At 43.1% G+C, this 13,973-nt stretch carries 14 protein-coding genes; 4 read left to right on the top strand and 10 right to left on the bottom strand.

Annotation, left to right across the window (positions count from 1 at the left end; all coding sequences use genetic code 11):
• Positions 1-55 precede the first annotated feature (55 nt).
• The 3 genes from AABK40_RS06900 to AABK40_RS06890 are packed head-to-tail and all read right to left on the bottom strand — an operon-like array spanning position 56 to position 2,461.
• The gene (locus tag AABK40_RS06900) at positions 56-715 is read right to left on the bottom strand and encodes a bifunctional nuclease family protein (RefSeq protein ID WP_338398036.1); all 660 of its coding nucleotides are present in this window, start codon (positions 713-715) and stop codon (positions 56-58) included.
• Positions 716-721: 6 nt separating this feature from the next.
• On the bottom strand, positions 722-1,693 hold the full coding sequence (locus AABK40_RS06895) for an electron transfer flavoprotein subunit alpha/FixB family protein (protein WP_332921647.1): 972 nt from the start codon (positions 1,691-1,693) through the stop codon (positions 722-724).
• Between the two features lie 30 nt (positions 1,694-1,723).
• Positions 1,724-2,461: an electron transfer flavoprotein subunit beta/FixA family protein gene (locus AABK40_RS06890; protein WP_332921646.1), complete on the bottom strand. Its 738-nt coding sequence runs from the start codon at positions 2,459-2,461 to the stop codon at positions 1,724-1,726.
• 205 nt (positions 2,462-2,666) lie between these two features.
• Between AABK40_RS06890 and AABK40_RS06885 the strand changes: the two genes are divergently transcribed.
• The 3 genes from AABK40_RS06885 (at position 2,667) to AABK40_RS06875 (ending at position 4,335) form a co-directional block, all read left to right on the top strand.
• Positions 2,667-2,996, top strand: coding sequence for a tetratricopeptide repeat protein (locus AABK40_RS06885; RefSeq protein WP_338398035.1), 330 nt, complete (start codon positions 2,667-2,669; stop codon positions 2,994-2,996).
• A gap of 102 nt (positions 2,997-3,098) precedes the next feature.
• On the top strand, positions 3,099-3,716 hold the full coding sequence (locus AABK40_RS06880) for a deoxynucleoside kinase (protein WP_332921644.1): 618 nt from the start codon (positions 3,099-3,101) through the stop codon (positions 3,714-3,716).
• Between the two features lies 1 nt (position 3,717).
• Positions 3,718-4,335, top strand: coding sequence for a deoxynucleoside kinase (locus AABK40_RS06875; protein WP_332921643.1), 618 nt, complete (start codon positions 3,718-3,720; stop codon positions 4,333-4,335).
• A gap of 69 nt (positions 4,336-4,404) precedes the next feature.
• Here AABK40_RS06875 and AABK40_RS06870 read toward each other — a convergent pair whose 3' ends face one another.
• The 6 genes from AABK40_RS06870 to AABK40_RS06845 form a co-directional block, all read right to left on the bottom strand.
• Positions 4,405-5,046, bottom strand: a complete 642-nt coding sequence (locus AABK40_RS06870; protein ID WP_332921642.1) for a DUF7255 family protein — start codon at positions 5,044-5,046, stop codon at positions 4,405-4,407.
• The gene (locus AABK40_RS06865; protein ID WP_332921641.1) at positions 5,043-5,192 is read right to left on the bottom strand and encodes a hypothetical protein; all 150 of its coding nucleotides are present in this window, start codon (positions 5,190-5,192) and stop codon (positions 5,043-5,045) included. Before AABK40_RS06865 ends, AABK40_RS06870 begins: the two co-directional genes overlap by 4 nt.
• 2 nt (positions 5,193-5,194) lie before the next feature.
• On the bottom strand, positions 5,195-6,802 hold the full coding sequence (locus AABK40_RS06860; RefSeq protein ID WP_338398034.1) for an OmpA family protein: 1,608 nt from the start codon (positions 6,800-6,802) through the stop codon (positions 5,195-5,197).
• 33 nt (positions 6,803-6,835) lie between these two features.
• Positions 6,836-8,545, bottom strand: a complete 1,710-nt coding sequence (locus tag AABK40_RS06855) for an ArnT family glycosyltransferase (protein WP_338398033.1) — start codon at positions 8,543-8,545, stop codon at positions 6,836-6,838.
• Positions 8,546-8,548: 3 nt separating this feature from the next.
• On the bottom strand, positions 8,549-8,938 hold the full coding sequence (locus AABK40_RS06850; protein WP_332921638.1) for a GtrA family protein: 390 nt from the start codon (positions 8,936-8,938) through the stop codon (positions 8,549-8,551).
• A 135-nt stretch (positions 8,939-9,073) separates the two neighbouring features.
• Entirely contained in the window at positions 9,074-10,483 is a 1,410-nt protein-coding gene (locus tag AABK40_RS06845) for a DUF5106 domain-containing protein (RefSeq protein WP_338398032.1), read from the bottom strand.
• 429 nt (positions 10,484-10,912) lie between these two features.
• Between AABK40_RS06845 and AABK40_RS06840 the strand changes: the two genes are divergently transcribed.
• The gene (locus AABK40_RS06840) at positions 10,913-11,926 is read left to right on the top strand and encodes a 3-oxoacyl-ACP synthase III family protein (RefSeq protein WP_332921636.1); all 1,014 of its coding nucleotides are present in this window, start codon (positions 10,913-10,915) and stop codon (positions 11,924-11,926) included.
• A gap of 528 nt (positions 11,927-12,454) precedes the next feature.
• Here the strand turns inward: AABK40_RS06840 and AABK40_RS06835 are convergent.
• Positions 12,455-13,675, bottom strand: coding sequence for a response regulator (locus tag AABK40_RS06835; RefSeq protein WP_338398031.1), 1,221 nt, complete (start codon positions 13,673-13,675; stop codon positions 12,455-12,457).
• Positions 13,676-13,973: the final 298 nt, after the last annotated feature.

Raw genomic sequence — 13,973 nt, 5'->3', positions numbered from 1 at the left:
CAAAAAAAGCCTACTATATATTTAGTAGGCTTTTTTTATCAAAATCTAATGTAAATTATTCTCGCTTATTAATTTCATCACGAATCTCTGCAGCTTTTTCATAATCCTCATCCCGAATTGCTTTATCAAGCAGGTCGTTCAGTTTTGAAAGCGAATAAGCTTTTAAAGGATTATGGCTCTCAGAGGACGGCGATGATGGCGAAGCTTCCTGTTTTGGAGCTTCAACAGGCTGTTCCGATTTCACTTCTGAAGGGGCCGCAGTATCCTCGGCTGCCGAAGCGGCCTCACTGCCCTCCTCCTCTTCGTCTGTCAGAATAATTCCTGCTTCCTTAAGGATGGTTTCATTGGTATAAATCGGTGCATTAAAACGCAGACCTATGGCGATGGCATCTGATGGCCGTGCATCAATCTCTTCATTCTTCAAGCCATCGTTACAAACAATCTTGGCAAAGAAAACACCTTCACGTAATTCAGAAATAATAATTTCTTCTACCGTAAAGTTAAATGCGTTACCTATTGATTTGAACAAGTCGTGTGTCATGGGACGATTAGGAACGATCTTTTCAATTTCAATCGCAATTGCCTGCGCCTCAAACATACCAATAATGATGGGCAGTCGTCGATTTCCATGATGCTCCCCCAATACCAAGGCAAAAGAGCCTGATTGTGATTGACTGGAAGAGAGGCCTAAAATGTCGAGTTTGATTTTATCCACAGATATTTAGCTTTTCACCGCCTTAATTGCTTCAGTAAGCTTCGGCAGTACTTCAAATGCGTCACCAACAACACCGTAATCGGCAGCTTTAAAGAAAGGCGCTTCAGGGTCTTTGTTGATCACAACAATACATTTTGATGAGTTTACCCCTGCAAGATGCTGAATTGCACCCGAAATACCAACAGCAATGTACAAATTAGGACTTACTTTTATCCCAGTTTGTCCAACATGCTCATGATGTGGGCGCCAATCCATGTCGGAAACGGGTTTCGAGCAACCTGTTGCTGCGCCGAGAGTTCCTGCAAGCTCTTCAATAATTCCCCAATTCTCTGGGCCTTTCAGTCCACGGCCACCACTAACAACAATCTCAGCTTCAGGCAAAAGCACATCACCCTCCTGTTTGTGTGTTTCGAGAACTTTAAGTTTGAAATCTCCTTCGGAAATATCCACCGACACTTTTTCAACCGTAGCATCACCGCCATCGGTTTTCATTTCAACAGCATTCTTCTTAACTACAAGCACCTTCTTCGGCGCTGTAACCGTCAGTGTTTCAAAAGCTTTACCCGTAAAAATACCGCGCTTCACCTTGAAACTATCGCCAGACACCTCAGGCACTTCAATTACATTGGAAACCATCGCAGCGCCAACTTTTACCGCTGTACGGGCCCCTGCAGGTGTTGCAAGCGCCGATTGTGCCAAAATCAAGAGATCACTGTTGGTATCGTTGAAAATTTTGGCCGTCGCAGAGGCGTATGCCATAATCGAAGGCGTATCCAGAGCGGTATCATCAGCATGTAAGATTTTTGATGCTCCTGCCATTCCGAGTGCACCGAGCTGAGATTCCTCCACTTTCCCCAGTACAAGGGCTGTTACGGTTCCCTGATTCTGAGCGGCAATCGCGTGGGCATAACTTACGGCTTCCAAAGAACTTTTCTTTACGTTGCCGTTATCTGTTTCAATAAATACTAATATAGACATTGGTTGAGGTCTTTGTTTTAGGTAGAAAAATTAAAGTACTTTGGCTTCGTTTTGCAGCATTTTTACCAAATCATCAATCTGATCCTGCTGCACAATTTTCACCGCTCCTTTTGCTTCAGGCAAGCTGTACTGATCAAGCTTTACCTGTTCCTCAGCACCCACAGGCTCTACTACCTGCAAAGGTTTTGTGCGGGCAGTCATGATGCCACGCATATTCGGGATTTTCCATTCTGCAATTGGCTCCTGACAACCTGCCACAAACGGCAATGGAATCTCAACCGATTGTTTACCTCCTTCGATTTCACGATCCATAATCGCCACACCGTCTTTTACCTCCAGTTTCATAACAGGGGAAACACTCACCAGTCCAAGCAACTCGCCAACAAGCGCGTGAACAACGCCACTGTTAAAATCAATGGACTCCCGGCCCATCAAGATTAAATCATAATTTCCATCTTTGGCTACCGCAGCAATTTGCGAAGCCACAAAAAAGGAATCGGTAGGCGCTGCATTTACACGGATGGCATCGTCAGCGCCGATCGCCAATGCTTTCCGTATAGTGGGTTCCGTATTGGCAAGACCAACATTCAGTACCGTTACGGTTCCATTGTGTGCTGCTTTCAACTCTACTGCTCTTGCAAGCGCATAATCATCATAAGGTCCGATGATGAACTGAACTCCTGACTCATCAAATTTGGTATTGCTGTCAGTAAAAGCAATCTTTGCCGTCGTGTCAGGAACATGTGTGATACATACAAGGATTTTCATAAATTCGGGTTGATTTTATGGGTTAAAGTTTAATGGTAGCGAAAGGAATTGTGTAAAAACAAGAATTTTCTTACCAATAATAAGGAACGCAAATTCATACATAACGATTGCAAATTACAACGCTTTTTTTCGTGTGATTTTACACTCAACCCTACGCTTAGTATAATTTATTAAAAATTTTTCAAACAAACACTAAAAACATCCAATGAGTTTCGATCGCATACAGCAATTACTTGCATTCAAGCAAGAAGAACCCAACGACCCTTTCCTTTGGTACAGCCTTGCGCTTGAATACCAAAAAACAGATTTGGCACTGGCTGAAGAGCACTTTGTGCATCTGCTTAAAAACCACCCAGATTATGTGGCTACCTATTATCATTTGGCGAAATTATGGGTAAAAATGGAAAAAATTGACGACGCCAAAGCAGTTTACGAAAAAGGAATGGAAGTGGCTCAAAAAGTCCATGACCAACACAGTTTCAAAGAGTTAAAGAGCGCCTATGACATATTCCTTTTCGAAGAATACGACGATTGAGTTTACATAGAAAAAAAGGATTAAAAATCCATCTTTTTTATCCTCTTTGATTCCCTTATTATTGTGACCGAAAAATTTATTCGTATTCAAAACGGCAAAAAAATGCACATTGCAATTGCAGGAAATATAGGTTCAGGAAAGACCACCCTTACAAAAAAACTCGCTAAACATTACCAATGGATTCCGCAGTTCGAATCCGTTGACGACAACCCTTATTTGAGTGACTTTTATGCCGACATGCCTAAATGGTCTTTTCATTTGCAGGTGTATTTTTTGAGTAAAAGGTACGAGCAAATTCTCGATATCCGCCAGGGAAAAGATTCCATTATTCAGGATCGCACGATTTATGAAGATGCGTTTATCTTTGCCCGCAGCCTGCATGAAGGGGGAAATTTAAGCGACCGCGATTATGAAAATTACATGGATCTTTTTAAAGCCATGACCCGCTACATTCAGGCCCCTGACCTGCTCATTTACCTGAAGGCGGATATCCCTAAGCTGGTAGATCAGATTACACGCAGAGGGCGAGATTACGAAAGCTCGATCAGAATCGATTATTTGCAGTCGCTGAACACTTATTACAACTCGTGGATCGACAATTACAAAGATGGCAGACTGTTGGTTATTGATGTAAACAATATGGATTACGAGAACCGTGTGGAGGATTTCGCCACTATTGTTGATAAAATAGATATTGAACTTAACGGTCTATTCTCTTAAGATGCACATTGCAGTTACTGGAAATATAGGATCGGGAAAAACCACGCTATCGACCAAGTTGGCGCAGCATTATGGTTGGGTTGCTGAATTTGAATCTGTTGCTGACAACCCCTATTTGAGTGATTTTTATGAGGACATGCCCCGATGGGCTTTTCACCTTGAATTGTACTTTCTAAAAAGCCGATTCAAGCAAGCCGTCGGCATTAAAGAGCGCGAGGAAACCACTGTGCAGGATCGTACCATTGATGAAGGTGTAAATATTTTCGCCAAAAACCTCAAAGACACCAACGTACTGAGCGACCGTGACTGGGACAATTATTTAGCCTTGTATGGTCACATGAAAAATTTTATCAGCTCCCCTGACCTGATCATCTACCTTCGGGCCAACACGCCCAAGCTGGTAAAACAGATTCAGAAAAGGGGCCGAGATTATGAGCAAACGATTCCCATAAAATACCTCGAAGACCTGAATCATCATTACGAAGCATGGATCAGTCAAATTACTGGATCAAAAGTCTTGATATTCGATGTCAATGAAATGGATTTTGAACATGTAGCGGAAGACTTCGCCACAATTACAGAAGCCATCGACAGAGAGCTCTTCGGTTTGTTTTCTTAAAAAAAATCCTCACGATCATCAAGATGGTGAGGATTTTTTTATGGCCATTACTGCCACCAGACAAATCATTTATTTCCAGCCTGCAAGGACAATCTTACCTACTTTCTCCGCATCTTCGGGCTTGCCCGCAAGAAGCAGCTCCTGCAAAGGCCGTAATTTCCCCTGGTGCATAATGGTTTTGTAGATGCTCACCCGTTGCAAGTTGTAGAAAAAACCATGACAAGCCACATCGGTCATCAGGGAATTCCAGGCACGCAACCGCCAGGCTGGAGCACCATTTTCAAAGAAATCGCCAGGGGCCTCGGGCTTCCCGAAATAATCCTCGGCAACCTTACTGGTCCATAAGTTTGGACCAATCCCCATCTTCAGGCATTCTTTTTCTTTATTTCTACAAAAACGCCCCAGCGCCTTCACATCCATTTCTGGCATTTTTTCCGCATACCAGTCTGCACGAAAAGTTTGCAGACGATACCGGTTATAATCCAGCGGGCTGTCAATCAGTACCGCTCGTCGGTTGGCGGTCCACACCGTAATGTTTTTAGGGATAAAAATCCGCTTAGACTGCCCACCGAGTTCAAGATAAATCGCTTCAAGCTGATCATAGACCTTCCATTTCCGCAACAGGGCTTCTGTCAGGTGTAACTGTTCAGGGCGGAACAACAATTCTTGCTCCATCCACTGATAAAAAACTTTTGAAACCCGATCCATCATTCGTCAAGTTGTTTTTTGATACGTTCCTTCAATTGCCCTTTGGAGCCTGGCCAGGTGGTTTGGGATGAAATATCATAACACACCCATGCCAATCCAATAAAAAACAGGACGGCGATAATGATAAAAATAAGCTTGGAGCGTTTCATAGTTATTCTGAAAGAATGGTAAATTCTACACGGCGATTCAATTTTCGGGTGGCCTCTTTAAGGTTCGAGGCTATTGGTTTGGTACTGCCATAACCTTTAGCCTTCACCCTGTTCTTTTTAATGCCTTGTTCAATCAGGTAATCACGGACATTCTCCGCTCTACTAAGAGAGAGCTTGCGGTTGGCGTCTGAATTCCCACGGTTGTCGGTATGACCAGAAACTTCAATCACCATCGATGGGTTTTCTTTCAAAAACGCCACCACTTTATTCAGCTCCTGATCACCTGCCACCAATCGCTCTGCTGTTCCTCTTTTAAAGAGAATATTACTCAGGCGGATATTAGCCCCCACTTTCAGCGGTTCAAGTTTAAAGCGGTAAGCTTCGGCAAGTTCAGTAACGGGCAGATTAATTTCCCGCTCTTCGCCCCAATAGCCCTTGGCTTTCACCTTCCACTCTTTCAGCTTTTGTGCGTTTGGCAATGGAACCGATCCCTGTCCAAAGTCCATCGGGATAACTGCGGTAGAGTCCGCAAAAACAGCCTGAAGCTCCACTCCTTCCTTCAGGAAGTCATTGGTTTGGGCGTCCACCACCCAAATCTGCAAATAACGACGACCGCTTTGCAGGGTATCCACCGAAGGTTTTTTAGCGATTGGCGCTGCCAAAGGAGCCTCCGTAATGGTATTTTCCTCCACTTTGATTTCCTGCTTTTCAGCAAGCTGCTGAGGCTCTGGAAAAGTAAACACCTTGATATCGCCATAACCATTGGAGTCCTGTGTGGAAACATATAGCGCCTGCTTCCCACCTGTGATTAACTGAAAACCGCTCTCTTTTCCATTGGTATTGAAATCCGTACCAAGATTTTCTGGTGCCGACCAATTTGAAAAGGAATCGTCAAGGCGTTCCGCTTTGAACAGATCAAAACTCCCCGCTCCACCATGTCCGTTGGAGGCGAAATATAATGTTTTATTATCTGAAGCGAGATAAGGGGTGATTTCCTGAAAGCGGCTATTAATGGTAGAGCCAAGGTTTTTGGGGTCTCCAAAACCATTTTTCCCTTTAAAAAGGACATACAAATCTTCTGCCCCACGACTGTTGAAGGAGTCCATCGACAAAATCAAAACCCGTCCATCTTCCGACAGGCAGCCTGAAATCATGGTCGAAGCATTTTTGAAATAAGGCAATTTCACTGCTTCAGGTTTACCCCACTGGCCATTCTTCAGCTGGCTCACCGCAATGCCCGTTCTTCCATCCTGGCGATAGGCATCATTAACGAACATCGTTTTTCCATCCGCAGAAAGACCAAGAATCTCATTGACCTGATCATTGTTCACCGCTCCACTCAAAGGAGCAGGCGCACTCCAACTGCCATTTTGCTGATGTTTGGCAGTCCAAATATCACCATGGTCCTTCTTTCCACCAACATTCTGAGGGTCGGAAGCACGAACGAAAAATAATGTTTTACCATCCTGCGACAACACAGGGGAACGATCATCATGTGGGCTGTTGATCGTCTGGTCAAAGCTTTTTTGACTGATGTGCTGAGCCATTGCAGGGGTTCCCCCCATACAAAAAGCGGCCAATGCCACACCAAAGGGCTGTAAAAGTTTCATAATCTATATTTTATCAAATGGCTGATGCCACTTCTATTTGATTTCAAAATCGATTGACCGTCCGTTAATCCGACGGTTAAAAGGCGCTTGCACCGTGGAGATCATCAATTTATATTTCCCCACTTCTGAAGGCATTTTTACGGTAACCTGTTGCTCCGTTTGCTCGGTTACCTGCCAGTTCAATTTCTGAAGGGGTGTCTTTTCAAAATTCTTATTATACACCTCCCCATCTTTCCAGATGGTCGCTGCCAGCGCAGGCTCATCGCCATTGGTATCCTGATGGAATTGAACCGCCCGATTAAAATTATTGCTCAACAAAACCTCAAAGTTCACAACCTCATTGGGCTTATATGATTTCTTCGGATTGAGAATTTGTGTATGGATTTTCCCCAACGACTGGAAGTCATCAATCACACCGAGATCCAGCGTACCAAAATCGGTATCGAAATGCTTCATATTTTTCAGCTGACCTTTCCAGCCCACGAGTAATACCGAACGCCCCTGAAGGCTATCGAGGTTGGGCCACAAATCATATTGATGCTTGCGGTATTCCACCTGTGTAAGACAGGCCACTGGAGCGCCATCACTGTAAAATCCATATTTTGAGGGCGCCTGAAAGCCATTCATAAAAAGCACAGGCCGCCCTTGAGCAGCTTCTTTGATCGTCGCTGCCCACTGCGTTCTTGGGTAAAACATTTTCAGTGCTGGAATGGTACTCCAAGGCCCTGGCACCGCAATAATGATTCGTGCAAGCCCCAACAAAACAATGGTAGTAATGGCAAGTCTTTCAAACCACTGATATAACTTTTCCGATAAATTCGACAAACCCCTTGCGCCCAAAATCACCAATGGAATACTGGCGATTAAGGTCCAGTGTGGTTCTACCCATCCTTTAAATGAAGAAAGGAAAAAGAAGATTATAATTCCGACAAGGTTAAATAAAAGCGCTTTATCAAAATAGCTTTTAAAAGTCATTTTACTGATTCCTTTAAAAACAAAAAAGGCCGTTAATGGTCCCAGTACAATCCACTGATTAAGCACATACATGGTGGTATAGTCCAGGCGATATGGTCGCTTGGACCGATCAAACAAATGGTATTGAATAGAGGGGAAATCGTGACTAAACTGCCAAATAATATGTGGTAACAAAAAGACGACCGCAAGCACTGCCGTTGCCCAAAAACTTGGTTTCTTCAGTAATTTTAAATTGGATAACAAACTGAAAAACACAAACAATACCGCATGATACTTACTGTAAAACATCAATGCGATTACCAATGCCAGCAGCACGCTGTTTTTTATATTATCGTTGGCATAATACCGCTTGAGGGCATGAAAGTACAGTACGCCAAAAAAGAATAATGGAACGTCGGGTGTGGTTACAAACCCATAGATTTGAATCAGTGGAATCGACAAGGCCAACAAAAAAAATGCTTTCGCACTGATCTTATACTCCTTCACCAAATCCCACATCAGCCACAGCGAAACCCCACTCAGCAGAGCGGTAAAAAAACGCATACCGAGCGTCCCTGAGAAAAGGTACCGGCCAGCATCAATCATCACCGCAACCATTGGCGGGTGATCAAAATACCCCCAATCAAGGAAGCGCGACCACATCCAATAATAGGCTTCATCTTCATGCGCCCCCACACTTGCCGATTGTACTAAATTAACAACCACCCATAATATCACCAAAAGCCATACCAGGCGACTTTGATCATTTTCTTTAAACTTGGTCAGCATTAATTAAATATTTGTCGAGAAGGTGAAATAATAATTGACAAAGAAATTCCAAACCGTCACAAAACCTACCGCAATTACTTTTGAGATATAAAAATTCACTTTCAGGCGGTCATTGAATATATAAATAATGAAATTATTCAAGATTAAACCGATCAGGGAAACCCCAATAAATTGAGAGTACTGCATAAGGACTTTCGGGTCGTGTGACTGAAATGTCCAAAGTCGGTTCCATACAAAGTTGTTTGATGCTGCAAAGATAAAGCCCAAACTGTTCGCCAAATACTTATGCCATTTGAGTTTTTCCTTCGTGATATAAGTGATTCCAAAATCAATAAACAATCCTGAAAAGCCCACAGCCCCAAATTTCAGGAGTTTCAATATTAGTTCTTCCATAAAATAAATTGTACAGTTGAGTACAATGCGCAAAATTAAGGATAATCCGCTAATGCGCTAAGAAAACACAAAAAAACCTCCCCTAAAATAAATCATATTCAGGGGAGGTTAATCCATCAATCAAGAAGTTGAAAATTAAGGATTATTCTTCTGATACATTTGAATAAACTTCACAATATTTTCAGCAGCGATCTTCTTGGCGATAATTTTTTTATCCTTGTCCAGCACATAAATCATTGGCGTGGTACGGATATCATAATCATATCTAAAATTCGACTGTACGTAAGGGTCTTCCCCATTAATCCAGTCCAGGCCACGTTCTTCAATAAACTGATGCCATTTTTCAGTGTCCGTAACCGTGGTGATCCCCCAGAATTCAATCCCCTGATCTCTTAACTCATGAAAAGCGTCCAGGGCTATCGGTGTTTCCTTTTTGCAGTGCCCGCAATCAGGGTCGTAGAAAAACAGGACAGTATAAGGTGCATTGTGCTCATCAAGACTCAGCTCATTCCCTTCGGGATCTCGCAATTCGATTGGTGCAGCTTTTTTATACAATAAATTTGGCTCCAGTTGCTCGACACGCTCCTTCACCTTGCTGATCGTCTCCTCGTCTGTCCAGGTCGCCTGCCCCGAGAGGTAATATTTTTTGGCCAGTTTCACGAATACATTTTCAGAGCCCAGGCGCGTTCCTTTTTCAAAGAAGTTGGTCTGACTGACCACCATATAGCGGAAAGTTTCTTCATTGCCCTTGGCCAGCTCAATCAGGCGCGATGCCGACTGATATAGGGAGTCAGGGTGCGGATAAGTCAATTTCTCCATATACTCCTCCACCTTGTTGTTATAAAACTGCGTCCGAAGCAATGCAGGATCACTCAAATCAAAATTATCCCAAAAGTGCGTTCTATAATAGAGTAATTTACCGAATCGGTCGGTTATGGAAGCAGGAATTTCTGGTCTTTTGGTAGATTTTATCACCTTTGCTGCCATAGAATTTGGGTGTTGCTGCAAAACCTCAAATTGCTTTGCTTTCACCTTTTTGTCCATCTCCTGTAGCTTGCTCCGTAATTCCTCCATCACCTCGGTCTGCTCTTTGGGAACAGCAGCCATTTCCTGCTGAATAGCCTGCGCTACCCCATTCTGCTCAGTAATGAATTGCTGATAACCAAGAAACAGGGCATTTTTCGGTGAACCAGTCACTTTTAAATTTCCCATAATATCGAGGGTATCGGTGGTCAATGAAAAGGGTTTTTCATCAGGAACAAACTGAAAATACAACTTGCTCCCTGGTTTTACCACAAAATAAATTCCAGGATTCAGCTCCTCTTCACTTTTAAAATGATAATGCCCTGCCCCATTTTGGTCGCTCAGCAATTTTGCCGTATCACGCACGTATTCTTTATCGCCGAAATAATAACCGAGGTAGATTTCTGGGGCACTAAAATTTTTGATTTTGACATCGATGTCTGTGCCTTGTGCCAACGTTTTTCCGCTCACAAAGAGCAACATCACCAACAGCCATACCGAAGTCTTTCTATTCAAAATCATAGATTGTTCTTGTTAAAGGTCTTTGAGCATTTTTAAAACTTACCATCATGCGGCAAATTCCCATCACGACGAAAGCTTTAAGCCCGCTCCTAATCTGAAAATAATCACGAAGTAAATATCCCCTGCAAGGGGCAATAAAAAGCCAAATTCCATAAAGAATAGCGAATTATCAATTTATTAACCTTTTTTAATAAATCATTCAAAAACAAAATTAAACCCTTTACCCACGCTCAGTTTCATTTCTATAAAAAAATAGGAATAACCACATACATCATCAAAATAAATTCAGATCATTTAATATTTTCGCGAATTCATTTAAGAAAATAAAAAAATGGAAAATAGGGCTGATTTTCGGGCAATTGTTCTTTATGTTCTAATCCCTTAAATTGAATCTACCCCACTTTTTTTCAGACATAAACGAACAACAGCATGACCTTTTCTAAAATTATAGGTGTTGGCCACCATGTTCCCGAGCGTATTGTTACCAATGAAGAATTGGCAACGATGATGGACACCAGTGACCAGTGGATTCAAGAAAGAACAGGAATTAAAGAGCGACGCTTTTTTGATCCTGAAAAAGACACCTGTTCAAATATGGCGACCAAGGCCAGTAAAATAGCTTTGTCGCGTGCTGGCGTAGCCATTGACGAGGTGGACATGATCGTATTTGCCACCATCACGCCGGATTATTTTTTTCCAGGTTCAGGGGTTTTATTACAACGTGAATTAGGGCTTCACCACAAAACCATTCCCGCAATTGACCTCCGTAATGCCTGCAGCGGCTTTATTTACGGTCTCTCTGTCGCTGATCAGTTCATCAAAACGGGGATGTACAAAACGGTGTTGGTGATCGGTGCAGAGATTCAGTCTTCTGCCCTGGAGATGAGTGATCGCGGACGAAGTGTATCGGTGATTTTTGGTGATGGCGCTGGGGCAGCAGTTCTACAGGCAAGATCAGACGGAAAATCGAAAGGCATTCTTTCCACGCATCTACACGCCGACGGCACCCATGCGGAGGAACTTTTTGGCAAGGATCCAGGATCGAGCCGCCCACCAGAGGAACGACTGTCCCGTGAAGTGATTGAATCGATGAGCATCCGGCCACACATGAATGGCAATGTGGTCTTTAAGCATGCCGTGGTTCGTTTTATGGAAGTTATTCAGGAAGCACTGACGGCCAACAACAAACCGATCGAGGCGATTGATCTGCTTGTTCCGCATCAGGCCAATTTGCGCATCAGTCAGTATATTCAGCAGAAAATGAAATTACCGCAGGAGAAAGTGTTTAACAATATTATGAAATATGGAAACACCACTGCGGCCTCTATCCCGATTGCATTGAGTGAGGCTTGGGAGCAAGGTAAAATTAAGGAGGGAGATTTGATTTGTCTGGCTGCTTTTGGTTCAGGTTTCACCTGGGCTTCTGCACTTATCGAATGGTAATTTCCTGACCAGATGCTGGTGTAAAATCATCAGCAACAAATTGACTAATCTATGGCTGGTGGCTTGCGATCAACGAATGAGAACCATTCTTTTCATTCTCTGATCCATCTCGTCAGCCATTTTTTATGTGCCGCCAACGGGAATAAAATCCTCCATAATTGGATAATATTTCCGCCCAAGAATAAATTTGCACACTGAATCCTTTCTATTGAAAGTGTCGCTCACTTGGAGCAAGCTGAAGGAAATAACCATAAGGATATCCATTTAAATAACCCCTATTTTTTACTGTCCTCAGAAGAATGAAATCAAAAGGACGCTTGAGAGCATCCTCAATGATTATCAGTGCTTCTTTTATTAACGGCACAATTAGATGTTTTCAGAAGCCTGTATGTTAGACTTCATCTTAAAGCTAATCTCATAAATCCGATGAACTGTGGGCACAAAAATGACAGGATACCCTAATGTTGCAGCAAGCGCTATTTCAGCAGACCAAATGGCATTGTCTCCACCATTCGGCATTGATTTGAATTAATTGATTTGACGGGGTTGCTCTTTCCGGTTTTGTGGTGCCATAGCATTCACTGTCGATGTAGGTTGAAGCCTTGAAAGCAGCGCACGCACTTCCCTTCTTACCTTATCCATATGATCAATGATGCTGCCACCAACGTGTTCTGTCAGTACCCCCATCAACACATCCGCCTTCAGGTTCAACAAAAGCGTACGGACGTTGTCCACCGCCTCAATTCTGCCCGCAAGGTCGTCATGGTCACAAGCTTTTTGATACTGATACAAAAAACGATTCAGCTTCAGATCAACCGTCAAAAACTCATGCGGAGGCATTCCTTTTTCTTCTGCTGAAGATACCGACGGAATCGTTAACTGTGTAAAATCAAAAGGAACAGACTCCCTGTTGATGTATTTTTTGAGATATAGCACCAACTCGTTAGGCATAATAGGTTTAACCACCATGGCCTTCACGCCCGCAACGGGCTTGATACCATCTTCCCAGTTAATAAAAGCGGTAATCGCGATTACGGGTAACTGCTTAAAATATTCCTGATCACAGGCACGCAGCCGTTCCATAAACGCCCAGCCATCCATTATTGGCAGGTGTAAATCCAATAGCACAATATCAAAAGGCTGTTCGTTCACCTTCCTCCAGGCTTCAAGGCCATTTTGCGCCACTTCCACTTTAAGATTCCAGCGCAGGAGCCATTTTTTAAACACAAAAACATTAACGGGATCATCCTCTACAAGCAATACGGAGCGCCCTTCAAAATCTGCCAATGATTTCGGCTTCTGCTTTTGGCTGTGGGCAGATTGTTCCTCTTCCTTGCCTTCCAACAATGGCACAGAGAGCTGCAACTGAATATCGCCTGGGGCGGCTTCCAACTGCAATTTACCACCCAGCTCTTCCACCAAAGGCAAAAGTTTACCGCTCATCGCCGCCTTGCACCCAAGTTTAGTACCCCAGCCACTGCGAACCTCAAAAAGCAACACCAGCTGATCGTCATTTTTGCTTTCCAGCCGCAACTCCAACTCTATGGCCTGCTCTTCGGTATTTTCCAACAGTTCCGACAACAGCACATGCACCAAAACATATAACCGCCGTTTGTCACCAACCAATACGGCAGGTATGTCCGTGTCAAGCCACGCTTTTAACTTCACCCGACGACGTTTTGCTTCAGCTTTCAGATCCGCAAGCCATCGGTGTAAGGTTTCTTTGGTCGAAAAAGAAGCTACTCGCATACCACCCATATTTACCATGTGAAAAATTACCCTTAATTCATTCAAACATTATTGTCAACTCCACAATTAATTATGCAGATACTTCTATAACCTACTTATTTGCATAATGTTGTGCCAAGCCCTCGATGTGAGCAAGCATAAGGATGAACGCAAGAATTCGACGTTATAGTAGCTTTATTTAAAGTAAATAAAATGTAATATATGTACAAAATATTTCACTAATTAGATACGGTCAGCCATAAAGATTGACTAAATCTAACTTGGCGATGAAATATTCTGTAAAATTAGATGCGCTTAA

It is taken from the genome of Persicobacter psychrovividus (genome assembly GCF_036492425.1).
In the GTDB taxonomy this organism is placed as follows: domain Bacteria; phylum Bacteroidota; class Bacteroidia; order Cytophagales; family Cyclobacteriaceae; genus Persicobacter; species Persicobacter psychrovividus.
The sequence above is the reverse complement of the archived record's forward strand: the minus strand, read 5'-3'. Positions and strand labels throughout refer to the sequence as shown.